Annotated in this window: 23 protein-coding genes; 19 read left to right on the forward strand and 4 right to left on the reverse strand. The window is 69.0% G+C overall.

The features are described from left to right. Window positions 1-2: 2 nt before the first annotated feature. From ACO06I_RS05920 to pyrC, 4 genes are all read left to right on the forward strand, one after another. Entirely contained in the window at window positions 3-647 is a 645-nt protein-coding gene (locus ACO06I_RS05920; RefSeq protein WP_421931663.1) for an FMN-binding negative transcriptional regulator, read from the forward strand. 96 nt (window positions 648-743) lie between these two features. Further along, window positions 744-1,721 carry an aspartate carbamoyltransferase catalytic subunit gene (locus ACO06I_RS05925; RefSeq protein WP_421931664.1) on the forward strand — a complete coding sequence of 326 codons (978 nt, stop codon included), beginning with the start codon at window positions 744-746 and terminating at the stop codon, window positions 1,719-1,721. Next, on the forward strand, window positions 1,721-2,302 hold the full coding sequence (locus ACO06I_RS05930) for a TIGR00730 family Rossman fold protein (RefSeq protein ID WP_421931665.1): 582 nt from the start codon (window positions 1,721-1,723) through the stop codon (window positions 2,300-2,302). The genes ACO06I_RS05925 and ACO06I_RS05930 overlap by 1 nt, the downstream gene beginning before the upstream one ends. Then, window positions 2,299-3,591, forward strand: a complete 1,293-nt coding sequence (gene pyrC, locus ACO06I_RS05935) for a dihydroorotase (RefSeq protein ID WP_421931666.1) — start codon at window positions 2,299-2,301, stop codon at window positions 3,589-3,591. Before ACO06I_RS05930 ends, pyrC begins: the two co-directional genes overlap by 4 nt. On the opposite strand, the gene ACO06I_RS05940 is transcribed toward pyrC, so the two are convergent. Further along, window positions 3,588-3,962 carry a cupin domain-containing protein gene (locus tag ACO06I_RS05940; RefSeq protein ID WP_421931667.1) on the reverse strand — a complete coding sequence of 125 codons (375 nt, stop codon included), beginning with the start codon at window positions 3,960-3,962 and terminating at the stop codon, window positions 3,588-3,590. The genes pyrC and ACO06I_RS05940 overlap by 4 nt on opposite strands. Window positions 3,963-4,018: 56 nt before the next feature. On the opposite strand from ACO06I_RS05940, the gene ACO06I_RS05945 reads away from it, so the two are divergent. Genes ACO06I_RS05945 through dprA form a run of 4 tightly spaced genes read left to right on the forward strand, consistent with a single transcriptional unit; the run spans window position 4,019 to window position 6,623 of the window. Then, complete coding sequence (locus ACO06I_RS05945) at window positions 4,019-4,321, forward strand: ArsR/SmtB family transcription factor (RefSeq protein ID WP_421931668.1); 303 nt, start codon at window positions 4,019-4,021, stop codon at window positions 4,319-4,321. 5 nt (window positions 4,322-4,326) lie between these two features. Continuing rightward, entirely contained in the window at window positions 4,327-4,869 is a 543-nt protein-coding gene (locus tag ACO06I_RS05950; RefSeq protein WP_421931669.1) for an AAA family ATPase, read from the forward strand. Window positions 4,870-4,893: 24 nt separating this feature from the next. Continuing rightward, on the forward strand, window positions 4,894-5,535 hold the full coding sequence (plsY, locus tag ACO06I_RS05955; protein ID WP_421931670.1) for a glycerol-3-phosphate 1-O-acyltransferase PlsY: 642 nt from the start codon (window positions 4,894-4,896) through the stop codon (window positions 5,533-5,535). Then, window positions 5,532-6,623: a DNA-processing protein DprA gene (gene dprA, locus ACO06I_RS05960; protein ID WP_421931671.1), complete on the forward strand. Its 1,092-nt coding sequence runs from the start codon at window positions 5,532-5,534 to the stop codon at window positions 6,621-6,623. The genes plsY and dprA overlap by 4 nt, the downstream gene beginning before the upstream one ends. On the opposite strand, the gene ACO06I_RS05965 is transcribed toward dprA, so the two are convergent. Then, the gene (locus ACO06I_RS05965) at window positions 6,620-6,799 is read right to left on the reverse strand and encodes a hypothetical protein (RefSeq protein ID WP_421931672.1); all 180 of its coding nucleotides are present in this window, start codon (window positions 6,797-6,799) and stop codon (window positions 6,620-6,622) included. The genes dprA and ACO06I_RS05965 overlap by 4 nt on opposite strands. Before the next feature lie 178 nt (window positions 6,800-6,977). On the opposite strand from ACO06I_RS05965, the gene topA reads away from it, so the two are divergent. From topA to rpmG, 6 genes are all read left to right on the forward strand, one after another. Continuing rightward, window positions 6,978-9,608 carry a type I DNA topoisomerase gene (topA, locus tag ACO06I_RS05970; protein ID WP_421931673.1) on the forward strand — a complete coding sequence of 877 codons (2,631 nt, stop codon included), beginning with the start codon at window positions 6,978-6,980 and terminating at the stop codon, window positions 9,606-9,608. A gap of 6 nt (window positions 9,609-9,614) precedes the next feature. Then, on the forward strand, window positions 9,615-10,751 hold the full coding sequence (locus ACO06I_RS05975) for an AAA family ATPase (RefSeq protein WP_421931674.1): 1,137 nt from the start codon (window positions 9,615-9,617) through the stop codon (window positions 10,749-10,751). A gap of 63 nt (window positions 10,752-10,814) precedes the next feature. Next, window positions 10,815-11,216, forward strand: coding sequence for a GFA family protein (locus ACO06I_RS05980; RefSeq protein WP_421931675.1), 402 nt, complete (start codon window positions 10,815-10,817; stop codon window positions 11,214-11,216). Window positions 11,217-11,267: 51 nt separating this feature from the next. Then, window positions 11,268-13,568 (forward strand): ribonuclease R, encoded by a 2,301-nt coding sequence (rnr, locus tag ACO06I_RS05985; protein ID WP_421931676.1) that lies wholly within the window; start codon window positions 11,268-11,270, stop codon window positions 13,566-13,568. Window positions 13,569-13,653: 85 nt separating this feature from the next. Next, window positions 13,654-14,385, forward strand: coding sequence for an NUDIX hydrolase (locus ACO06I_RS05990; RefSeq protein WP_421931677.1), 732 nt, complete (start codon window positions 13,654-13,656; stop codon window positions 14,383-14,385). A 105-nt stretch (window positions 14,386-14,490) separates the two neighbouring features. Then, a complete protein-coding gene (gene rpmG, locus ACO06I_RS05995; protein WP_215340033.1) occupies window positions 14,491-14,658 on the forward strand; it encodes a 50S ribosomal protein L33 in 168 nt (55 codons plus the stop codon). A 203-nt stretch (window positions 14,659-14,861) separates the two neighbouring features. On the opposite strand, the gene ACO06I_RS06000 is transcribed toward rpmG, so the two are convergent. Both ACO06I_RS06000 and ACO06I_RS06005 read right to left on the reverse strand, forming a co-directional pair. Continuing rightward, window positions 14,862-16,226, reverse strand: a complete 1,365-nt coding sequence (locus ACO06I_RS06000) for a PleD family two-component system response regulator (RefSeq protein ID WP_421931678.1) — start codon at window positions 16,224-16,226, stop codon at window positions 14,862-14,864. Window positions 16,227-16,231: 5 nt separating this feature from the next. Further along, a complete protein-coding gene (locus ACO06I_RS06005) occupies window positions 16,232-16,597 on the reverse strand; it encodes a response regulator (protein ID WP_304699590.1) in 366 nt (121 codons plus the stop codon). A 108-nt stretch (window positions 16,598-16,705) separates the two neighbouring features. On the opposite strand from ACO06I_RS06005, the gene ACO06I_RS06010 reads away from it, so the two are divergent. The 5 genes from ACO06I_RS06010 to clpA all read left to right on the forward strand — a co-directional run bounded on the left by ACO06I_RS06010 (window position 16,706) and on the right by clpA (window position 22,393). Further along, the gene (locus ACO06I_RS06010) at window positions 16,706-17,356 is read left to right on the forward strand and encodes a hypothetical protein (protein WP_421931679.1); all 651 of its coding nucleotides are present in this window, start codon (window positions 16,706-16,708) and stop codon (window positions 17,354-17,356) included. A gap of 25 nt (window positions 17,357-17,381) precedes the next feature. Then, window positions 17,382-18,281, forward strand: coding sequence for an ROK family protein (locus ACO06I_RS06015; RefSeq protein ID WP_421931680.1), 900 nt, complete (start codon window positions 17,382-17,384; stop codon window positions 18,279-18,281). Continuing rightward, window positions 18,278-19,555 (forward strand): DNA polymerase IV, encoded by a 1,278-nt coding sequence (locus ACO06I_RS06020; protein WP_421931681.1) that lies wholly within the window; start codon window positions 18,278-18,280, stop codon window positions 19,553-19,555. Before ACO06I_RS06015 ends, ACO06I_RS06020 begins: the two co-directional genes overlap by 4 nt. A gap of 166 nt (window positions 19,556-19,721) precedes the next feature. Continuing rightward, entirely contained in the window at window positions 19,722-20,051 is a 330-nt protein-coding gene (clpS, locus tag ACO06I_RS06025; RefSeq protein ID WP_340646316.1) for an ATP-dependent Clp protease adapter ClpS, read from the forward strand. 8 nt (window positions 20,052-20,059) lie between these two features. Then, entirely contained in the window at window positions 20,060-22,393 is a 2,334-nt protein-coding gene (gene clpA / locus ACO06I_RS06030; protein WP_421931682.1) for an ATP-dependent Clp protease ATP-binding subunit ClpA, read from the forward strand. The last annotated feature ends 128 nt before the right edge of the window (window positions 22,394-22,521 follow it).

Here is a 22,521-nt window from a genome sequence, read left to right on the forward strand (position 1 = left end):
GGATGTACACCTCCCCGACCACACGCGAAGACCGCCAGGACGTCCTGGTCGCCGCCATCCGCAGCATCCAGTTCGGCGCCCTGGTGGTGATGTCGAGCGACGGCCTGTCGGCGAGCCACATCCCCATGCTGGTCCGGGAAGGTGCGGACGGCGCGATTGAACTCGAAGGCCACGTGGCGCGGCCGAACGATCTGTGGCGCACTGCGCAGGCCGGCGTTCCGGCCCTGGCGATCTTCCAGGGCCCGCAGGCCTACATCCACCCCGGCTGGTTCCCGACCAAGAAGGCCGACGGCAAGGTCGTGCCGTCCTGGAACTATATCGCCGTCCACGCCCACGGAACCTTGGAGGCCGTCGAGGATAGCGCCTGGCTGCGGTCGCACCTGTCGGACCTGAGCGATCTGAACGAGGCGGGCCGGCCCGAACCCTGGACGCTCACCGATGCGCCGGAGGACTATCTCGCCGCCATGATGGGCGCGATCGTGGGCCTGCGCCTGCGCGTCGACCGGCTCGAAGGCAATTGGAAGATGGGCCAGAAGCAGAAGCTGGAAAATCGCCTTGGCGCGATCGACGGCCTGCTGGCCTCGTCGCACAGCGAAGACCACGACGTCGCCCTGACGATGCGGAACCTGTTGCCGACCGCGCCCTAGCCAGGGCGCGACCGCGCAAGTTCGCCGCCCAGACCTGTGGGTGAAAAGGCGAGTTCGCTTGGCGCCGTCCGCGGGCTCCGCTACGACGCGCCTTTAATGACATCCCTGCCCCCTGGTCTGAACGAGGTTCTCGGAAGAACCTTCCCGTTCCCGCGGCGACACTTCCTATCGGTGCTCGATCTGAACGAGGTGGAGGTGGCCAACCTCCTCGACCTCGCCGACGGCTTCGTGTCGCTCAACCGCCAAACCTCCAAGAAGCTGGACCTGCTCAAGGGTCGGACGCTGATGAATCTCTTCTTCGAGAATTCGACGCGGACCCAGAGCTCCTTCGAGCTGGCCGGCAAGCGGCTGGGGGCCGACGTGGTCAATATGAGCCCGCGATCCTCGTCGATCTCCAAGGGCGAGACCCTGATCGACACCGCCGTGACCCTGAACGCCATGCAGCCGGACCTGCTGGTGGTTCGCCACGCCTCCTCCGGCGCGGCGAGCCTGCTCTCCCAGAAGGTCACCTGCTCGGTGATCAACGCCGGCGACGGCCAGCACGAACACCCGACCCAGGCCCTGCTGGACGCGCTGTCCATGCGCCGCGCCTTCGGGCGGATCGCGGGCCTGCGCGTCGCCATCTGCGGCGACGTCCTGCACTCCCGGGTGGCGCGCTCCAATGTCAGCCTGCTGCAGATGCTGGGCGCCGAGGTTCGGCTGGTGGGACCGCCGACCCTGATGCCGGCGGCCGTCGACCGCTGGAAGGCCGAGGTCTTCCACAACATGCGCGAGGGCATAGCGGGCTGCGACGTGGTCATGATGCTGCGCCTGCAGCTGGAGCGCATGGACGGGGTGATGGCCCCCTCCCAGCGCGAATATTTCCGCTTCTACGGCCTGGACCGCGAGAAGCTGGCCTGCGCCGCGCCGGGCGTGCGGGTCATGCACCCGGGCCCGATGAACCGCGGCGTCGAGATCGACTCCGACGTGGCCGACGACCTGTCGGTCAGCCTGATCCAGGATCAGGTGGAGATGGGGGTGGCCGCCCGGATGGCGGTGCTGGCCTCCATGGCCGCGCGGCTGGACAACACGTGATGCGATCGGTGGCGGTCTTCTGCGGCACGAGCCCGGGGGCGGATCCGGCCTATATGGCCGCCGCGAGGGCCATGGGCGCCGCCATCGCCGGCCGCGGCCTGGCGCTGGTCTATGGCGGCGCGAAGATCGGGCTGATGGGCGCGGTGGCCGACGCGGCCCTGGCGGCGGGCGGCGAAGTGTTCGGGGTCCTGCCGGTCGCCCTGATGGATCGCGAGGGGGCCCACGAGGGCCTGACCAAGCTGGAGATCACGCCCTCCATGCACGAGCGCAAGGCGCGGATCGCCGAACTGGCCGACGGCTTCGTCGCCCTGCCCGGCGGCGTCGGCACGATGGAGGAGATCTTCGAGATCTGGACCTGGGGCCAGCTGGGCTTCCACGCCAAGCCGGCGGGGTTCCTGAACGTGCTGGGCTATTTCGACCACCTACGGGCCTTCGTGGACCACGCGGTGGGTGAAGCGTTCCTGAAGGCGCCCCACCGCGACATGCTGGTCTTCAAGTCGGAGAGCGGCGAGATGCTGGACGCCCTGGCCGCCTACAAGGCGCCGGTGACGGAGAAATGGATCGGACGGCCAGAACTATGAGCGCGCGGCCCACAGCCTTCCTCAACGCCCGCATCGTCGACCCCGCCAGCGGCTGGGACGGTCCCGGCGCCCTGCTGGTGCGCGACGGCAGGATCGCCGACGTCAGCCATGGCGGCGACCTGGGCTCCCTGTCGGCCGACATCGAGATCATAGAAGCGAAGGGTGCGATGCTGGCGCCCGGCCTGGTGGACCTGCGCGTCAAGACCGGCGAGCCCGGCTCGGAAACCAAGGAGACCCTCAAGTCGGCGGGCCTGGCCGCGGCGGCCGGCGGGGTCACCTCCATCGTGCTGCAACCCGACACCGATCCGGTCATCGACGAGGCCTCGGTGGTGGATTTCATCCTGCGCCGCACGCGGGATATCGAGCTGGTCCACGTCTATCCGGCCGGGGCCGCCACCAAGGGCGCGCGGGGCGAGCGGATGGCCGAGATCGGCCTGATGGCCGAGGCCGGCTGCGTCTATGTCACCGACGCCGACCGGCCCATCGTGGACTCCAAGGTCATGCGCCGCGTGCTGTCCTACGCCAAGAGCTTCGGGGTTCTGGTGGCCCACCGGCCGGCCGATCCCTGGCTGAGCCACGGGGCGGCGGCCACCGAGGGCGAGTTCGCCGGGCGCATGGGCCTGCCCAGCACGCCCACCTTCGCCGAGAAGATCATGCTGGAGCGGGACCTGGCCCTGGTGGAGATGACCGGCGCCCCGTTCCTTGTGGACCAGGTGACCACCGCCTGCGCCCTGGAGAGCCTGGCTCGCGGCAAGGCCAAGGGTCTGCCGGTCATGGCGACCACCTCCATCAACCACCTGTCGTTCAACGAGATCGACATCGGCGACTACCGCACCTTCATGAAGTTCGACCCGCCGGTGCGCAGCGAGGACGACCGCCAGGCGGTGATCGAGGCCCTGGCGAGCGGCCTGATCGACATCGTGGTCTCGGCCCACGCGCCGGCCCCCGCCGAGGACAAGCGCCTGCCCTATGACGAGGCCACGCCGGGCGCCATCGGCCTGCAGACCCTGCTCCCGGCCCTGCTGGCCTTCCACCACGAGGGACGCATTCCGCTGATCGACCTGATGCGGGCCGTGACCAGCCGACCGGCGCAGCTGCTGGGCCTGAACGCCGGGACGCTCGCCAAGGGCGCGCCGGCCGACCTGGTGCTCTGCGACCTCGCCGCCCCCATCGTCATCGACGCCGACAAGCTGCGCTCGAAATCGAAGAACTCGCCCTTCGACGGGCGCATGCTGCAAGGCGAGATCCGCATGACGCTGGTGGATGGACGGGTCGTCTACCGGGTCTAGTCGCCGGTCGGAACGACGCTGGCCTGCTCCACCATCAGGATGACGGTGCGGCCCTGGGCGCGGGTGCGGTGCACGACGCCGCGGGGAACGACATAGGCCTGGGCAGGGGTCAGTTCGACACTCTCGCCGCCTTCGATGTCGAGGCCGAGGCGGCCCTCCACGACATAGAAGAACTCGTCCTCCTCGTCGTGCTTGTGCCAGTGAAATTCGCCCTCGATCACCGCCAGGCGCACGACGCTGTCGTTCACCGCGCAGAGGGTGCGGTTCCACCAGGGGGTCTGGGCGGCGGCCACGGCGCCGACGTCGAAGGCCTGCAGGCTCTCGAACAGCACGTCCTTGGAGATGTCGTAGCGGCCGTCGATCTTGTCCATTGCCCCGCTCCCGCCTAGGTTTCCTGACGCTATTTGTGAATTAGCCAATTGGCAATATGACCAACGCAATCGCCTTCAAGGCCCTCGGCAACGACCGCCGCCTGCAGATCCTGGCCTGGCTGAAGGACCCTCGCGCCCACTTCCGTGAGCAGGTGGACGGCGACCTGGTGGAGGACGGGGTCTGCGGCGTGCTGATCGCCGAGAAGCTGGGGGTCAGCCAGCCGACCCTCTCGGAGCACATGCGGGTCCTGACCCAGGCGGGCCTGGTGACCCCCAAGCGCATCAAGCAGTGGACCTTCTATCGCCGGAACGAGGCGCGGCTGGCGGCCCTGACCGCGGCCCTGGCGGGCGAGGTCTGAACGCCATGCGCCAGGTGGTGATGGTCTCCGGCGCGCCGGGCGCGGGGAAGTCGACCCTGGCCGTCCCCCTCGCGCAGGCCCTTGCCCTGCCCTTGCTTTCCAAGGATGTGATCAAGGAACGGCTGGCCGACGTGCTGGGGCAGCGGGCCGAGCCCGAGGTCTGGACCAAGGCCCTGGGCAGCGCCTCGATGGAGCTGATCTGGACGCTCGCGGCCCTCTCGCCCGCCGTGGTGCTGGAGGCCAATTTCCGGCCGAAGAATCCGTATGAGCGCCGGATGCTGAGCGGCCTGGGCGGCCGGCTGGTGGAGGTCTATTGCCGCTGCCCGCCGGAAGAGGCGAGCCGGCGCTACTCCGCCCGTTCGGTCATCGGAAACCGCCACGCCATCCACACCCTTCGCGATCTGCCCGCCGACCTGCTGGCGGAGTATGACGGCCCCGTCGGACTGGGCCGGGTGATCGAGGTCGACACCACCGCGCCGGTGGATATCGCAGCGCTCGCCAGATCCGTCCGCGCGGCGCTGGATGACGAAACCGCCGGAGGCGGCTAGGACTCCTGCCAAGGGGGAACCGCCATGTTCGAGTCACTCAGTCCCGTACTGATCGCCGCCGCCGTCATCGGGGGCTATCTGCTGGGATCTATTCCCTTCGGGGTGATCGCCACCCGGATGGGGGGCGCCGGGGACGTGCGCAACATCGGATCGGGCAATATCGGGGCCACCAACGTCCTGCGCACCGGCCGCAAGGACCTGGCGCTGATCACCCTGCTGGGTGACGGCGGCAAGGGGGCGGTGGCCGTCCTGCTCGCCTGGCTGGCGACGCGGGAGGCCACCAAGGACGCCCAGGCGGTCCTGACCTCCATCGCCGCGGCCAGCGCCTTCCTCGGGCACCTGTTCCCCGTCTGGCTGAAGTTCAAGGGCGGCAAGGGGGTCTCGACCTTCTTCGGCACCATGCTGGCGGCAGCCTGGCCCGTGGGCCTGGCGGCGGCCGCCACCTGGCTCGCGGTGGCCTTCCTGCTGCGCCTCTCCTCCCTGGCGGCCCTGGTGGCCGTGGCGCTCGCTCCCATCTACGTCTTCGTCTTCGACCGGCCCCTGCCCATCGCGTGGTTGGGCCTGTTCATGGCGGTGCTGGTCTTCATCCGCCACGCCGACAATATCCGCCGCCTGCTCAAGGGCCAGGAGCCGAAGATCGGGGCCAAGCAGAAGGACGCCGCTTGACCCGGACGCTCACCGACGCCGCCCGCCGCGACTGGCTGCGGCTGGCGCGCACCGAGAACGTCGGGCCGGTCACTTTCGACCAGCTCATCGCCCGCTACGGCGAGGCCTCCCTGGCGCTCGCCGCCCTCCCCGACCTCGCGCGGCGCGGAGGGCGAATCTCGCCCCTGGGCGTCCCCAGCCTCGACGAGGTGGAGCAGGAGCTGGCCGAGGGCGGGGCCCTGGGGGCGCGGCTGATCTGCGCCTGCGAACCCGACTTTCCCCAGCCCCTGGCCGCCCTGGATCCGCCCCCGCCGATCCTCTGGGCCTGGGGGAACGCCCACCTGCTGCAGGGGGCCTGCGTCGCCGTGGTCGGCGCGCGGGTGGCCTCGGCCGCGGGGCAGAGGTTCGCGCGCGGGCTCGCCGCCGACCTGGGGGCGGCCGGCCAGGTCATCGTCTCGGGCATGGCGCGCGGGGTGGACGGTGCGGCCCACGAGGGGGCCCTGCCCACCGGGACCATCGCCGTCCTGGGCGGCGGGATCGCCGACATCTATCCGCCCGAGCACCGCGACCTGCACGCCCGCATCGTGGAAGCCGGCTGCGTGGTCTCCGAGAGCCGGCCCAGGCAGGCCGCCCAGGCCAAGGACTTCCCCCGCCGCAACCGGATCATCTCGGGCCTGTCCCGGGCCGTCGTGGTGGTGGAGGCCGAGATCCGCTCCGGCTCGCTGATCACCGCCCGCCTGGCCGCCGAGCAGGGCCGCGAGGTCCTGGCCGTGCCGGGCTCGCCCCTGGACCCGAGAGCCAAGGGGACCAACGACCTGATCCGCCAGGGGGCGGCGATCTGCGAGGGGGCCGAGGACGTGCTGCGGGCCCTGGAGGGGTTCGGCGGCTTCCGCGAGCCGGCCTCCGAGCCCTATGCGGGCGGACCTGCGGAGGTCACGGACGCCCTGCGCGAACAGGTGGCCGATCTGCTCTCCCCCACCCCGGTGTCGCGCGACGAGATCGTGCGCGCCGCCAAGGCGCCGGCGCCTCTGGTGCTGGCGGCCTTGATGGAGCTCGCCCTGGCCGGCCGCGCCGAACTCCTGCCCGGCGGCATGGTGTCACGGGCCTAGTGCGGGGGATCAGGCGGTCCGGCGGCAGCGCGGGCGGCGTCCAGGGCGGCCATCATCAGGGTCGTGGCCAGGGAGCGGTAGCCCCGGGTGGCGGCCAATTCCGCCAACTGGTTCAAGACCTCCTCGATGAAGGCCGCGGTCGCCTGGGGCGAGCCCTTGGGGTTCCACTGTTCCATGTGTCTGACACATCACATTAACCGATTCCAACGCGACACGCGCGGAAAGGTTGTGGGTCAACCACGAATTGCAAAGCTTGAAGATGAACAGGGGCCGTTGACACGGGCTAGGCGCACACCCCACCTTCCGGGCCCTTGAATTTCGGGCGCTTCGCCCCTGGACCGCCCTTAAAATCGCATGAACCTCGTCGTCGTCGAGAGCCCGGCCAAGGCCAAAACCATCAACAAGTACCTGGGCTCGGACTATAAGGTCCTGGCCTCGTACGGCCACGTCCGCGACTTGCCGGCCAAGGATGGCTCGGTGAAGCCCGACGAGGATTTCCTGATGCTGTGGGACGTGGACGCCAAGTCCGCCAAGCGGTTGTCGGAAATCGCCGACTTCGCCAAGTCCGCCGACAAGATCATCCTGGCCACCGACCCCGACCGCGAGGGCGAGGCCATTTCCTGGCACGTCCTGGAGGTGCTCCAGAAGAAGAAGGCCATCAAGGGCGCCACCGTGCAGCGGGTGGTGTTCAACGCCATCACCAAGACCGCCGTCACCGAGGCGATGAAGCATCCCCGCGACATCGACATGGAGCTGGTGGAGGCTTATCTCGCCCGCCGCGCTCTGGACTACCTGGTGGGCTTCACCCTCTCGCCGGTGCTGTGGCGCAAGCTGCCGGGCTCGCGTTCGGCCGGTCGGGTGCAATCGGTGTCCCTGCGCCTGGTGGTGGACCGCGAAATCGAGATCGAGCGCTTCAAGAACCAGGAATACTGGACCGTCGAGGCCGACGTCAGCGCCGGGGGCGACCCCTTCCTGGCCCGCATGGTCAAGCATGACGGCAAGCGGCTGACCAAGTTCGACCTGGGCGACGAGGCCACCGCCATGGCCGCCAAGGCCGCCGTGGACGGCGCGACGCTGAAGATCGCCTCCGTCGAGAAGAAGCCGGCCCGCCGTTCGCCGGCCCCGCCCTTCACCACCTCGACCCTGCAGCAGGAGGCCGCCCGAAAGCTCGGCTTCTCCACCCAGCGCACCATGCAGGCCGCGCAGAAGCTGTACGAGGGCATCGACATCGGCGGCGAGACCGTGGGTCTCATCACCTATATGCGGACCGACGGCGTGCAGTCGGCGCCCGAGGCCCTCGACGAGGCCCGTGTGGTCATCGGCGGCCTCTACGGCAAGGAATACGTCCCGGAGACCGCCCGGATCTACAAGACCAAGGCCAAGAACGCCCAAGAGGCGCACGAAGCCATCCGCCCCACCAGCCTGGCCCGCAACCCCGGCTCCCTGCGGCTGGAGAGCGACCTCGGCCGCCTCTATGAGCTGATCTGGAAGCGGATGATCGCCTCGCAGATGGAGGCCGCCCGCATCGAGCGGACCACCATCGAACTGGAGAGCGCCGACGGGAAGACCGGCCTGCGCGCCACCGGCCAGGTGGTGCTGTTCGACGGCTATCTCGCCGTCTACGAAGAGGGCCGCGACGACGAGGGCGACGAGGAGAGCGGCCGCCTGCCCATGGTCAACGAGGGCGCCGACGCCAAGGTCATCAAGGCCCGCGCCGACCAGCACTTCACCGAACCGCCGCCGCGCTATTCGGAAGCCAGCCTGGTGAAGAAGATGGAGGAGCTCGGCATCGGCCGGCCCTCGACCTACGCCTCGGTGCTCACCGTGCTGCGCGACCGCGAATACGTCCGCATGGACAAGAACCGGTTCATTCCCGAGGACAAGGGACGGCTGGTCACCGCCTTCCTGGAGCAGTTCTTCAACCGCTACGTCCAGTACGACTTCACCGCCGCCCTGGAGGAGAAGCTCGACCTGGTCTCGGCCGGCGAGCTGAACTGGAAGGCCCTGCTGCGGGAGTTCTGGCAGGACTTCCACGCCGCGGTCGGCGAGATCGCCGAGCTGCGGGTCACCCACGTGCTGGACGCGCTGAACGAGGCGCTGGGCCCCCACATCTTCCCGCAGAAGGAGGACGGCTCCGATCCCCGCGCCTGCCCCACCTGCGGCGCCGGCCAACTGTCCCTGAAGACCGGCAAGTTCGGGGCCTTCATCGGCTGCTCCAACTATCCGGAGTGCCGCTACACCCGGCCCATCGCCCAGTCGGCCGATGACGCCGAGACCGAGAGCGGCGACCGCGAGTTGGGCGTCGATCCCGAGACCGGGGAGACCGTGTTCCTGAAGTCCGGCCGGTTTGGCCCCTATGTCCAGCTCGGCGACGGCGAGAAGCCGAAGCGCTCCAGCCTGCCCAAGGGCTGGTCGGCGGCGGCCATGGACCTGGAGAAGGGGCTGCGCCTGCTGCGCCTGCCCCGCGACGTCGGCGCCCACCCGGAAGACGGGATCATGATCACCGCCGGCATCGGCCGGTTCGGGCCCTTCGTCCTGCACAACGGCACCTATGCCAACCTGCCGAGCGCCGACGAGGTGTTCGAGGTGGGTCTCAACCGGGCCGTCACCCTGCTGGCCGAGAAGCGCGCCGGCGGCCGCGGCGGTCGCGGCGAGTCCGCGGCGCTCAAGGATCTGGGCGCCCACCCCGAGGATGGCCAGCCGGTGAAGGTGCTGGCGGGCCGCTACGGCCCCTACATCAAGCACGGCTCCACCAACGCCAACGTGCCCAAGGGCTCCGATCCCCAGGACCTGACCCTGGAAGAGGCGGTCAAGCTGATCGCCGAGCGGGTCGAGAAGGGCGGCGGCAAGAAGCCGGCGAAGAAGGCCAAGGCGGCCGCCAAGCCGAAGGCCGCGGCCAAGCCCAAGGCGGCGGCCAAACCCGCCGCGGCGAAGAAGCCTACAGCCGCCAAGAAGCCGGCGGCGAAGAAAGTCGCGAAGGCCTAGGACCCGATGGCGCTGCCCGTCAGCGACTTCTCCGCCTCGGGCTACCGGTCGCTTCGGCAGATCGCCTATCCGGTCTCCAACCTGGAGGTCTTCGTCGGCGCCAACGGGGTCGGCAAGTCCAACCTCTATCGGGCCCTGGAGCTGCTGCGGGCCGCGGCCTCCAACACCCTGGGGGCGGAGCTCGCCCGCGAGGGCATGGCGGCGGCCTTCTGGGCCGGGACGCGCCAGAAGAACCAGCCGTCGCGGATGAGTTTCTCCGTCGACCTGTCCGTGCCTGGCCGGCCGGGCGTCGGCTACCGCTACGAGGTGGAGGTGGGCTTCCCCTTCCCCACCTCGCCGGCCTTCGCCACCGAACCGCAGATCAAGACCGAGCAGCTGTCCTATCTGAGCGGGGGCCGTCCCGTGCGGCTGCTGGACCGCAAGGGCCCCTCGGTGATGGCCCGCGACGAGGAGGGCCGGCCCCAGGAGGTGGATATCGACCTGCTGGCCTCGGAGACCGTGCTGGCCCGGCTCGAGGATCCCGGCAAGTACCCGGGCCTGGACGTCGTCCGCCGCACCCTGCTGGAGTGGCGGTTCTATCATGACCTGCGCACCGACGCGGCCTCGCCGCTGCGCCGGCCCTGCACGGCGGTGGCCAGCCCGACCCTCGCCTCGGACGGCTCGAACCTGGCGGCCGTGTTCGCCACCCTGGCGCACATCCGACAGGACACCGCCGACCTGGACGCGGTGATCGACCAGGCCTTCCCCGGCGCGCGCCTCGTCGTGCCCGAGCCCGACCGGATGGCCAGCTTCGGCATGAGCTTCCCGGACTTTCCCCACCGCGTATTCGAGGCGGCCGAGCTCTCCGACGGCACGCTGAAGTTCCTGGCCCTGGCCGGCGCCCTGATGGCCTATCGCCTGCCGACCTTCGTGGCCCTGAACGAGCCGGAGTCGAGCCTGCATCCGGCCCTGATGAAGCCGCTCGCCCGCCTCGTGGGCCAGGCGTCGGAACGCTCGCAGGTCTGGCTGGTGACCCATTCCGAGGCCCTGGCGTCCGAGATCGCCAAAGCCACCGTGGGCACGGTGCGCACCGTCACCAAGACCGAGGGCGCCACCGCCATCGTGGGTCTGACCCGGCTGGGGACCTTCCGCGAGGATGACTGAGGGTCAGGCTTTACAGGCCCCTTCCCGCGCCTAGAGTTCCGCCCAACAAGACGGGAGGACACCATGAAACTCGAAGGCGGATGCTACTGCGGCGGCCTGCGCTACGTCGCCGAGGGCGAGCCGATGATGAAGGCCCAGTGCCATTGCCGGGAGTGCCAGTACATCACCGGCGGCTCCCCCAACGTCTTCATCGCCATGCCGATCGCCGGCTTCGCCTACACCAAGGGGACGCCCAAGCAGTTCACCCGCAGCGATCTCGAACGCGCCGTGACCCGGGAGTTCTGCCCCGACTGCGGCACCCACGTCGTCACCCGCTCGCCGGGCTTCCCCGCCGTGATCGTCAAGGTGGGCTCCCTGGACGATCCCAGCGTGTTCAAGCCCGACATGGCGATCTTCACCGTGGACAAGCAGGCCTTCCACCACGTCCCCGACGGCATCCCGGCCTTCGAGCGCCTTCCGGGCTAGCCGCCCCAGGATTGGGGAGGCGAGTTTCGCCGATGCGCGTTACAAGGCGGCATGGCCAAACTCCGCGCCCCCAAAGCCTCCCGGTTCAAACCCAAGCCCGCCCAGGGCCTGCCCGACCGCGAGACCCTGCTGAAGCACATCCGCGAGGCGGGTGAGACCGACAAGGCCGACATCGCCAAGGTGTTCGGACTGAAGGGCGCCGACCGCAAGGCGCTCCGCGAGATGCTGCGGGAGCTGGAGGCCTCCGGCGCTCTGGGCAAGAGGGGGCGCAAGGGCCTGGCCGAGGCCGGCGCCCTGCCCCCGGTCGGCGTGGTCGACGTCGTGGAGAAGGACACCGACGGCGAACTGCTGGTCCGCCTGACCAAGGGCGAGGACACCCCGACCGTGCGCCTGGCGCCGAGCCGCAGCGATCCGCTCGGCGGCGCCCCGGGCCTGGGGGACCGCCTGCTGGTGCGCTTCGAGGTCCTGGAGACCGGCGAGACCGAGGCTCGACTGATCAAGCGGCTGGGGGCCAGCGCCCACAAGATCCTCGGCGTGATCCGCAAGTCGAACCGCGAGGTCCGGGTCGAGCCCGTGGACCGCAAGTCCAAGGAAAGCCTGATCCTCACTGACCCCGAGGCCCAGAAGCTGCGCGACGGCGACCTGGTCGTGGCCCAGGTGGGCGTCGCCCATGAGCGGTACGGCCCCAAGCGGGGCAAGCTGCTGGAGGTGGTGGGCCGCGAGGACCAGCCCCGCGCCGCCTCCCTGATCGCCATCCACTCCCACGGCATCCCCACCGGCTTCTCCAAGGAGGCGGAGGCCGAGGCCGAGGCGGCCAAGCCGCCGACCCTCAGCGGCCGCGAGGACCTGCGCCAGGTCCCCCTGGTGACCATCGACCCGCCGGACGCCCGCGACCACGACGACGCGGTCTATGCCGAGCCCGACACCGACCCCGGCAACAAGGGCGGCTGGATCGTCTGGGTCGCCATCGCCGACGTCGCGGCCTATGTGCGGCCAGGCTCGGCCCTGGACATCGCCGCCCGCGAGAAGTCCAACAGCGTCTACTTCCCCGACCGGGTGGAGCCCATGCTGCCCGAGCGGCTGTCGGCGGGGCTGTGCTCCCTGCGCGAGGGCGAGAACCGCGCCTGCCTGGCCGTCCGCATGGTCTTCGACCGCTCCGGACGCAAGAAGGGCCACCGTTTCGTCCGCGGCCTGATGCGATCGGCCGCCAAGCTCTCCTACGAGCAGGCCCAGGCGGCCATAGACGGTCAGCCGGACGATGTGACCCAGCCGCTGCTCAAGCCCATCCTGGAGCCTCTGTGGGCCGCCTATCACTGCATGCTGCAGGGCCGGCTCGCCCGCTCGCCCCTGGCCATCGAAAGCGCCGAGCGGCGGATCATCATCAACACCGAGGGCGAGATCACCTCGATCACCCCGCGCGCGGCTCTGGAGGCCCACAAGCTGATCGAGGAGATGATGGTGCAGGCCAATGTCTGCGCCGCCGAGACCCTCGAGGCCAAGAAGACCCCGCTGATCTACCGGATCCACGACACCCCCAGCCTGGACAAGATCAGCTCCCTGGCCGAGTTCCTGGCCACCCTGGACATCCCCTGGAGCAAGGGCGAGGCGCCGCGCACCGACCGCTTCAACAAGCTGCTGGGGGAGACCCGCGAGAGCCCCCACGCCGACATCATCAACGAGGTGGTGCTGCGCAGCCAGATGCAGGCCATCTACTCCACCGAGAATATCGGCCATTTCGGCCTCAACCTGCAGCGCTACGCCCACTTCACCTCGCCGATCCGGCGCTATGCCGACCTGGTGGTGCATCGGGGGCTGATCCGCTCGCTGGGGCTCGGCGACGACGGCCTCACCGACCGCGACATCAGCCAGATGAAGGACACCGCCGAGGTCATCACCTTCGCCGAGCGCCGGGCCATGGCCGCCGAGCGCGACGCCACCGACCGCTATGTGGCGGCCTTCCTGGCCGACAAGGTGGGGGCCTCCTTCCACGGCCGGATCACCGGGGTGACCCGCTTTGGCCTGTTCGTGCGGCTGGCCGACACCGGGGCCGACGGCCTGGTGCCGGTCTCGCGGCTGGGCGGCGAGTTCTTCATCCACGACGACCGCATGCACGCCCTGGTGGGGGAGCGCTCCGGCGCCCGCTGGCCGCTGGGCATGACGGTGGAGGTCAAGCTGGTGGAGGCCACCCCCATCACCGGCGGCCTGCTGTTCGAGATGCTGAGCGAGCCCCAGCCGCGCGATCCCAACGCCCCGCGCCCTCGCCTCGGCGCGATCCGGCGGGCGCCGGGCTCCCAGGACGCCAAGCGCCGTGGCGGGCCGCCCAAGGGCGTCCGCAAGGGCAAGCGTCACTAGCCGAGACCCGACGGGCCGCGGCAAATGTGAGCTTGACGCAGGGGCAGGCTTCCCAGGCCGGCGGCGGCGGTCATACACTTGTTTGATGTCAGAGAGCCAAAACGAATCCGAGAACCCACTGGGCGGCCGCGGCAATGGTGGCGGACCGCCCCGCAAGCCGGGCCAGCGGGCCGTGCGTCCCCGGGACGCCGCCACCCTGATCATCGTGCGCCGCGACGCCAAGAAGCCGCGCCTGCTGATGGGCCGCCGCGCCAAGGGTCACGATTTCATGCCCGACAAGTGGGTGTTCCCCGGCGGCCGCATCGACCGCTCGGACTTCAACGCCCCCTACGCGACCGACCTGAGCCCCGAGGTGGCCCTCAAGCTGATGCATGGCACCCCGGAGCGGCGGGCCCGCGCCCTGGCGCTCACCGCCATCCGCGAGACCTTCGAGGAAGCCGGCCTGCTGCTGGCCAAGCCCGCGCCGGAGCGCCCCGGCGCCGGCCCCTGGCGGGAATTCCTGCAACAGGGCGCCGCCCCCGACCTCGCGGCCATGCAGTTCGTCGCCCGCGCCGTGACCCCGCCCATGGTGGGCAAGCGTTTTGACGCCCGCTTCTTCATGGCCGAGGCCGACCGCCTGATGAGCCTTGAGCGCCAGGCCGACTGCGGGGAGCTGGACGAGATCGCCTGGGTGGACCTGGACGAGGCGCTCGCCCTCGACCTGCCCGGCGTCACCCGCTTCGTGGTGCGCGAGGTGGCCCACCGCCTGGAGGTCCCCGAACGGCCGATCCCCTACATGCGGTTCGTCCGCAAGGGGTCGCAGATCACCCATCTCTAGGCTTTCCCCTGGAGCGGATTGACTTTGGGTTCGGGATTCGTATTGTCCGCGGCTCTTTAGAACCCAGCCGGCGCGACTGCGCAGCCGGCCGCGCGAGGACCGACCATGGCGAAGCCCGCCTCAATTAAGATCCGCCTGAACTCGTCGGCCGACACCGGCTTCTTCTACGTGACGAAGAAGAACGCCCGCACCAAGACCGACAAGCTGGTCATGAAGAAGTACGATCCCGTCGTGCGCAAGCACGTCGAGTTCAAGGAAGGCAAGATCAAGTAGGTCTGCCGACCCAAACGAGATTCCGAGACGCCCGGTCGCAGGACCGGGCGTTTTTCGTTTCAGAGCGCCGTTTGAGCACCCACGGGTGTCATCCCGGAAACGCGAAGCGTTGTCCGGGACCCATAGGCGCGGGGCATGCAGGATAGATCTGTGCTTCTGGGTCCCGGTCTTCCACTGCGCGGAAACCGGGATGACACCTAGAGCTAAGCCGCGCGGGCGATGACCTTGTTCCGGCCCGAGGCCTTGGCCTCGTAGACGGCCTCGTCGGCGCGCTTGAGCAGGGCCTCGGGCTTGTCCCCCGCCCCCAGCGTCGCGGCCACCCCGATGGAGATGGTGACGGTCAGCAGCTCGGCGCCGCCCATCACCCGGAAGGGCGAGCCGGCCACGTGCAGCCGGATGCGTTCGGCGATGCGCTCGGCGTCCTCGATCTTGGTGTCGGGCATGACCACCACGAACTCCTCGCCGCCGTAGCGGCACGGCAGGTCGATGGCGCGCACATTGGAGGCCAGGCGCACGGCGAACTCGCGCAGCACCTCGTCGCCGACGTCGTGGCCGTAGCCGTCGTTGATCTTCTTGAAGTGGTCGATGTCGATCAGCAGGGCCGCGACCGGATCGCCTCCCAGGCTGGCGCGCTTCACCAGGGCCTCCAGCTGCCCCACCATGTAGCGGCGGTTGTGCAGGCCGGTGAGCTGGTCGGTGACCGCCAGCTCCAGGGAATGGTCGAGATTGTCGCGCAGATAGTCGGTGTAGCGCTTGCGGCGGATCTGGGTCTTGGACCGGGCCGAGAGCTCCTGCGGATCGATCGGCTTGGAGAGGATATCGTTGACCCCGATCTCCAGGGCCTTCACCAGGCGCTGGCGTTCGTCAAAGTCGACGATCGCCAGGACCGGCAGGTGGCGCGTGGCCTCGTCGGAGCGAAGCTGGGCGGTGAAGCGCAGGCCGTCGAAGGAGCGGGCCGCGGCGTTGACGATCACCAGGTCCACGGGGCCCTTGGCGGTCATCAGGGCCTTTTCCGGGTCGCTCTCGATGATCGGGCGGTGTTCGATGGCCAGTTCGGCGGCGATGCGCTGGGCCTGGCGCTCATGGTCGTCGACGATCAGCACCCGGCCGCCCGTGCCGCCGAGGCGCGAAGCCGCGCCGGCGATGACACCCATACGGCGGCCCGAGGCCTCCCGGTCGCGCAGTTCGTCGATCACCATCTTCAGGCGGGTCAGGCTGCGCACGCGGGCGAACAGCATGATGTCGTCGATGGGCTTGGTGAGGAATTCGTCGGCTCCGGCCTCGAGGCCGGCGATCCGGTCGGCACGGCCGTCCAGGGCGGTCACCAGGACCACGGGCACGTGGCGGGTCTCCGGATCGTCCTTCAGGCGGCGGCACACCTGGAAGCCGTCCATGCCGGGCATCATGACGTCCAGCAGGACGATGTCGGGCTTTTCCTTGGCCGCGATGGCGAGCGCCGTCGGGCCGTCATAGGCCACCAGCACCTCATAGTACTCGGCCGAGAGCTTGGCTTCGAGGAGGCGGACATTGGCCTCGATGTCGTCGACGACCAGGATACGCGCGGTCATGGCGGCTATTCCAACAGGCGGCGGATGGTGTCGAGGAAGTGCGACACCGAGATAGGCTTGGAGATATAGGCCTCGCAGCCGCCCTCGCGGATGCGCTCCTCGTCCCCCTTCATGGCGAAGGCGGTCACCGCCACCACCGGGATGTGGGCGAGGTCATCGTCTTCCTTGAGCCATTTGGTGACCTCCAGCCCCGAGATCTCGGGAAGCTGAATGTCCATCAGGATCAGGTCCGGACGGTGTTCGCGCGCGAGCGCCAGCGCCTGCAGTCCCTCGCGGGTCTGCAGCGTTTCGTAGCCTTGGGCATCGAGGAGATCATGAAATAGCTTCATGTTCAGCTCGTTATCCTCGACGATGAGGACCTTCTTGGCCATTTTCGTCCCGACGATCCTTCGGTCTGGCGAATCGGTAACCGATCTCACCTTGAGCCTCTTGATCTCACGGATATCCTTAAACTCGCGTTAGTCGCATTCGGAGGCCCCGTGGCCGAACCGCTCCGCGCTCCCAGACTGTCCGACATCGGCGTCGACACCGCCCGACCGCTGCTGATCGTCGACGTCGACGAGGTGCTGGGCCTGTTCATGGAAGGGTTCGGGCGCTTCCTGGAGGATCGGGGCCTGGAGTTCCGCGTCGACAAGTTCGCCCTCTTTCAGAACATCTACCGACCCGGCGACGCCGAACACCTGGAGATCGACCAGGGACGTAAGCACTACGAGGACTTCTTTCGCTATGGGTGCGGCGACATGACGCCGACGCCGGGCGGGGCCCAGGCCCTGCGGCGCCTGTCGGAGCGGGCCGGGGTCGTGATCCTGACCAACGCCCCGGGGCCCGCCAGGCTGGCCCGGGCCCGCTGGCTGGGCCGGCATGGCATGGACTACCCCCTGATCCTCAACACCGGCCCCAAGGGCCCCCTGGCCGCCGGCCTGGCGTCCCAGACGGCGGGGCGCGCGGTGTTCATCGACGACCTGATCCCCAATCTCGACTCGGTGGCCGAGAGCGCGCCGGCCATCAGCCGCTTCCAGCACGTGGCCGACCCCCGGCTGCGCCCCCTGGCGCCGGCCAAGCCCGACCTTCACACCCGGATCGACGACTGGGAGGAGCTGCGCGCGGCCATCGAAGACGCCATCGCCTGAAGAACAAATCGGGTATGCTTCAACGATGATCCGCATCGGCGTGGACTTCGGCGGCACCAAGATCGAGGCGGCGGCCCTGGACGCCGACGGCCGGTTCGTCGCGCGCGTCCGCGGCGTCTCGCCCCGCAACTATGAGGCCGGCCTGCTGGCCGTCCGCGACCTGGTGGCCGAGGCCGAGCGCCAGGCCGGGGCCCGGGCGGCGCGCATAGGGGTCGGCGGACCAGGTTCGGTCTCCCCCGCCGGCGACCTGATGCGGGGGGCCAATTCCACCGAGCTGAACGGCCGCCCCTTCCCCACCGATCTGGCCCGGGTGCTGGAAAGGCCCGTGCGCTACGCCAACGACGCCAACTGCCTGGCCCTGTCGGAGGCGACGGACGGCGCCGGCGCCGACAGCCGGGTGGTGTTCGCCGCCATCCTGGGCACCGGCTGCGGGGCCGGGACCACGGTGGATCGCCAGATCATCGAGGGTCGCAACGCCTTCGCGGGCGAATGGGGCCACATGCCCCTGCCCTGGCCCACCGAGGCCGAGCATCCGGGCCCGCTCTGCTGGTGCGGCCGGCGCGGCTGCATGGAGCTCTATGTCTCCGGGTCCGGACTCGCCCGCGACCATGGCCAGGGCCTGAGCGCCCAGGCCATCGTGGACGCCGCGGAGGCGGGGGACGCCCAGGCGGTCGCCGCCCTCGATCTCTATGTCGACCGCCTGGCCCGCGGCCTGGCTGTGGTCTGCGACATCCTCGACCCCGACGTCATCGTCCTGGGGGGCGGCATGTCGAATGTCGGCGCCCTCTATGACCGCCTGCCCGGAGCCATCGCGCCTCACGTCTTCTCGGATGTCTTCACCACGCCGGTGCGACCGGCCCTGCACGGGGATTCCTCCGGCGTGCGGGGCGCGGCCTGGCTTTGGCCGCTGGAGGACGGGGCGTGAACGCGCTCTGCCGCGACTGCTTCACCCACGGCGACTTCACCCGCCGCTGCCCGGCCTGCGGCTCGCCGCGGGTGGTGGCGCACGACGAGCTGGAACGGCTCTCCATCGCCCACATGGACTGCGACGCCTTCTACGCCTCGGTGGAGAAGCGCGACCGGCCCGAACTGCGCGACGTGCCGGTGATCGTCGGCGGCGGCAGGCGCGGGGTGGTGACCACCTGCTGCTACATCGCCAGGATCAACGGCGTGCGCTCGGCCATGCCGATGTTCAAGGCCATCAAGGCCTGCCCCCAGGCGGTGATCATCAAGCCCGACTTCTCCAAGTACCGCGCCGAGAGCCGGCGGATCATGGCGATGATGGCCGACCTGACGCCCCTGGTTCAGCCGCTCTCCCTGGACGAGGCCTGGATGGACCTGTCGGGCACCGAGCGCCTGCACGGGGCGACGCCGGCCGAGACCCTGGCCCGCCTGCAGGCCCGGATCGAGACCGAGGTGGGGATCACCGTCTCCATCGGCCTGGCGGCCAACAAGTTCCTGGCCAAGATCGCCTCGGACCTGGACAAGCCCCGCGGCTTCTCGGTGATCGGCGGCGAAGCCCAGGCCTTCCTGGCCCCAAGGCCCGTGGGCATCCTGCCCGGGGTGGGGCCGGCCATGGTCTCCAGCCTGGAAAGCTCCAACTACGTCACGGTCGGCGACATCGCCCGGGCCGACGTCAAGGACCTGGCCGCCCGGTTCGGCCCCAACGGCCTGCGCCTGCACGCCCTCGCCCACGGTCGCGACACCCGGGTCGTGAACCCCGACCAGATCCGCAAGTCGATCAGCGCCGAGACCACCTTCAACGAGGACCTGCGCAGCCAAACCGACCTGGAGGATCAGCTGCCCTGGCTGGCGGAGAAGGTCGGTCGCCAGGCGCGGGGCGGAAACGTCGCCGGCCGGGTGGTGACGTTGAAGCTGCGGGGCGCCGACTTCAAGATCATCACCCGCCGCAAGACCCTGCCCGTTCCGACCCAGACGACGCGAACCATCCTGGCGATCGGCAAGGAACTCCTGGCGGCCGAACTGAAGGCGGGTGGGACGAACCGATCCTGGCGCCTGATCGGGGTCGGGATCACTGAATTGATCGAGCCGCAGGACGTGGAAGATGACTTTTTCGGCGGCGACGAGCGCCGGACCCTGGCCGGAGAGAAGACCGCCGACGCGATCCGGGCGCGATTCGGAGCCAAGGCCCTGACGTCGGCACGCGCCCTACACGGGAAATCCTCGGCCCAGGATTGAAAACCAGGGGCCGCAGACCCATCTGGCCCCCTGTTAGCATGGTGAAAACTGCGGCCTTTGGAACGATCTCGCCCCGCGCGACCATTTCGACCCTTCCAAAGGGCCATCTTTTCCATATCTAATCCATCTGTAGGGCGGTCCCGTGACCGCCGAGGAGACCTGTTCGATGGCCGAGCGAAAGCAAGGTGATCAGGAGACGGGCGTGAAATCGGCGGTCATCACACAGACCAAGCCGAAGACGCAGAAGCCGTCTCTGTACCGGGTGCTGCTCCTCAACGACGACTACACTCCCATGGAGTTCGTCGTGTACGTGCTTGAGCAGTACTTCCATAAGTCGCGCGAAGACGCGACGCGGATCATGCTGCATGTCCACCAACACGGTGTGGGCGTGTGCGGCGTGTTCACTTACGAAGTGGCGGAAACAAAGGTGGCCCAGGTCGTTGATACCGCGCGCCGGCATCAGCATCCGTTGCAATGCACCATGGAAAAGGATTGAGGCCCAGCTTGCCGTCATTCTCACGCCACCTCGAAGAGTCCCTCCACCGCGCGGTGGCTTTCGCCAATCAGCGAAAGCACGAATACGCGACCCTGGAGCACCTGCTCCTGTCCCTCATCGACGATGAGGACGCCGCCGGCGTGATGAAAGCCTGCGACGTCGAGCTCCCGTCGCTGAAGACAACCCTCACCAATTACGTGGACAACGAGCTGCGCTCGCTGGTCGTGGACGACGGCGAGGACGCCAAGCCCACCCCCAGCTTCCAGCGCGTGATCCAGCGCGCGGTCATCCACGTGCAGTCCTCGGGCCGCGAGGAGGTGACCGGCGCCAACGTGCTGGTCGCCATCTTCTCCGAGCGTGAGAGCCATGCCGCCTATTTCCTGCAGGAGCAGGACATGACGCGGTACGACGCGGTGAACTACATCGCCCACGGCATCGCCAAGAAGGCCGGCGCCGAAGGCGCGGCCAAGCCCGTCAAGGGTTCCGAGGACGAGGACAAGCCTGCGGTGAAGACCGGCGGCGAGGCCCTCGAGGCCTATTGCGTCAACCTCAACGAGAAGGCCAAGCAGGGCAAGGTCGACCCCCTGATCGGGCGGTCGGCCGAGGTGGAGCGCTGCATCCAGATCCTGTGCCGCCGCACCAAGAACAACCCCCTGCTGGTGGGCGACCCGGGCGTCGGCAAGACCGCCATCGCCGAGGGCTTGGCGCGCAAGATCGTCAACCACCAGGTCCCCGAGGTCCTGGCGGGCGCCACCATCTTCTCCCTCGACATGGGCAGCCTGCTGGCCGGCACTCGCTATCGCGGCGACTTCGAAGAGCGCGTGAAGCAGGTGGTCAAGGAACTTGAGAACCACGCCGATGCGATCCTGTTCATCGACGAGATCCATACGGTGATCGGCGCCGGCGCCACCAGCGGCGGGGCCATGGACGCGTCGAACCTGCTGAAGCCGGCCCTGGCCTCGGGCTCCCTGCGCTGCATGGGTTCGACGACCTACAAGGAGTTCCGTCAGCACTTCGAGAAGGATCGGGCCCTGGTCCGGCGCTTCCAGAAGATCGACGTGAACGAGCCGACGATCGAGGACACCATCAAGATCCTCAAGGGCCTGAAGACCTACTACGAGGACTTCCACAAGCTCCGCTACACCAACGACGCCATCAAGGCGGCGGTGGAGCTGTCGGCCAAGTACATCACCGACCGCAAGCTGCCCGACAAGGCCATCGACATCATCGATGAGGCCGGCGCCAGCCAGATGCTGCTGCCGGAGGGCCGTCGCAAGAAGACCATCGGCCTGAAGGAGGTCGAGGCCGTCGTGGCCAAGATCGCCCGCATCCCGCCGAAGTCGGTGTCCAAGACCGACACCGAGGCGCTGAAGCAGCTGCATGAGGACCTCAAGCGCGCCGTCTACGGTCAGGACGACGCCATCGAGCAGCTGTCGGCAGCCATGAAGATGGCCCGCGCGGGCCTGCGCGATCCCAACAAGCCGATCGGCTGCTACCTGTTCTCGGGCCCCACCGGCACCGGCAAGACCGAGACTGCGCGGCAACTGGCCGGCACCATGGGCATCGAGCTCCTGCGCTTCGACATGTCGGAGTACATGGAGCGCCACACGGTCAGCCGCCTGATCGGCGCGCCCCCCGGCTATGTCGGGTTCGACCAGGGCGGCCTGCTGACCGACGCCGTCGACCAGCATCCTCACTGCGTGGTGCTGCTGGACGAAATCGAGAAGGCCCACCCGGACGTCTTCAACATCCTGCTGCAGGTCATGGACCATGGGGTCCTCACCGACTCCAACGGCAAGAAGGTCGACTTCCGCAACGTGGTCCTGATCATGACCACCAACGCCGGGGCCTCCGACGCCCAGCGCAATTCCATCGGCTTCGGCCGCGGGAAGCAGGAGGACGAGGTCGACGAGGCCCTGAAGCGCCTGTTCACGCCGGAATTCCGCAACCGCCTCGACGCGGTGGTGCAGTTCAAGCCCCTGACCCAGGACATCATCCGCCAGGTCGTCCAGAAGTTCGTCATCCAGCTGGAAGCGCAACTGGCCGACCGTCACGTGACCATCGAGACCACGGACGAGGCCGCCGACTGGCTGGCCAAGAACGGGTTCGACGAGCTCTACGGCGCCCGGCCGCTCGCCCGGGTCATCCAGGAGCACATCAAGAAGCCGCTGGCCGACGAGATCCTGTTCGGCAAGCTGGTGAAGGGTGGCCACGTCAAGGTGGTGCTGAAGGACTCCAAGCTGGCCTTCGAGATCGAGGGCGAGGGTCACGAGCCCGGCGCGCCGGTCATCGAGAACCCCGCCGAGGACGCGGCCAACGCGGCCCCGGAACTGGCGGACTAAGGTCCCAGGCCGAACGTTCGGAACGACATGAACCCCAGGCCGCCCGGCCTGGGGTTTTTCGTCGCGCCATCTGCGGGTGGTGGTCGAATCATTCGCCTGGCCAATACTTTGGTCCAGGTCGTGATCAC

The organism is Phenylobacterium sp., assembly GCF_965229015.1.
GTDB lineage: Bacteria > Pseudomonadota > Alphaproteobacteria > Caulobacterales > Caulobacteraceae > Phenylobacterium.

Excerpts from the sequence above, each read along its gene's own strand:
- ACO06I_RS05920 (WP_421931663.1), top strand. The coding sequence starts at position 3 with ATGTACACCTCCCCGACCACACGCGAAGACCGCCAGGACGTCCTGGTC.
- rpmG (WP_215340033.1), top strand. The coding sequence starts at position 14,491 with ATGGCGAAGCCCGCCTCAATTAAGATCCGCCTGAACTCGTCGGCCGAC.
- ACO06I_RS06000 (WP_421931678.1), bottom strand. The coding sequence starts at position 16,226 with ATGACCGCGCGTATCCTGGTCGTCGACGACATCGAGGCCAATGTCCGC.
- ACO06I_RS05925 (WP_421931664.1), top strand. The coding sequence starts at position 744 with ATGACATCCCTGCCCCCTGGTCTGAACGAGGTTCTCGGAAGAACCTTC.
- ACO06I_RS06005 (WP_304699590.1), bottom strand. The coding sequence starts at position 16,597 with ATGGCCAAGAAGGTCCTCATCGTCGAGGATAACGAGCTGAACATGAAG.
- ACO06I_RS05980 (WP_421931675.1), top strand. The coding sequence starts at position 10,815 with ATGAAACTCGAAGGCGGATGCTACTGCGGCGGCCTGCGCTACGTCGCC.
- plsY (WP_421931670.1), top strand. The coding sequence starts at position 4,894 with ATGTTCGAGTCACTCAGTCCCGTACTGATCGCCGCCGCCGTCATCGGG.
- ACO06I_RS05990 (WP_421931677.1), top strand. The coding sequence starts at position 13,654 with ATGTCAGAGAGCCAAAACGAATCCGAGAACCCACTGGGCGGCCGCGGC.
- clpS (WP_340646316.1), top strand. The coding sequence starts at position 19,722 with ATGGCCGAGCGAAAGCAAGGTGATCAGGAGACGGGCGTGAAATCGGCG.
- ACO06I_RS05965 (WP_421931672.1), bottom strand. The coding sequence starts at position 6,799 with ATGGAACAGTGGAACCCCAAGGGCTCGCCCCAGGCGACCGCGGCCTTC.
- rnr (WP_421931676.1), top strand. The coding sequence starts at position 11,268 with ATGGCCAAACTCCGCGCCCCCAAAGCCTCCCGGTTCAAACCCAAGCCC.
- ACO06I_RS05940 (WP_421931667.1), bottom strand. The coding sequence starts at position 3,962 with ATGGACAAGATCGACGGCCGCTACGACATCTCCAAGGACGTGCTGTTC.
- pyrC (WP_421931666.1), top strand. The coding sequence starts at position 2,299 with ATGAGCGCGCGGCCCACAGCCTTCCTCAACGCCCGCATCGTCGACCCC.
- ACO06I_RS05975 (WP_421931674.1), top strand. The coding sequence starts at position 9,615 with ATGGCGCTGCCCGTCAGCGACTTCTCCGCCTCGGGCTACCGGTCGCTT.
- topA (WP_421931673.1), top strand. The coding sequence starts at position 6,978 with ATGAACCTCGTCGTCGTCGAGAGCCCGGCCAAGGCCAAAACCATCAAC.
- ACO06I_RS05930 (WP_421931665.1), top strand. The coding sequence starts at position 1,721 with ATGCGATCGGTGGCGGTCTTCTGCGGCACGAGCCCGGGGGCGGATCCG.
- ACO06I_RS05945 (WP_421931668.1), top strand. The coding sequence starts at position 4,019 with ATGACCAACGCAATCGCCTTCAAGGCCCTCGGCAACGACCGCCGCCTG.
- ACO06I_RS06015 (WP_421931680.1), top strand. The coding sequence starts at position 17,382 with ATGATCCGCATCGGCGTGGACTTCGGCGGCACCAAGATCGAGGCGGCG.
- ACO06I_RS05950 (WP_421931669.1), top strand. The coding sequence starts at position 4,327 with ATGCGCCAGGTGGTGATGGTCTCCGGCGCGCCGGGCGCGGGGAAGTCG.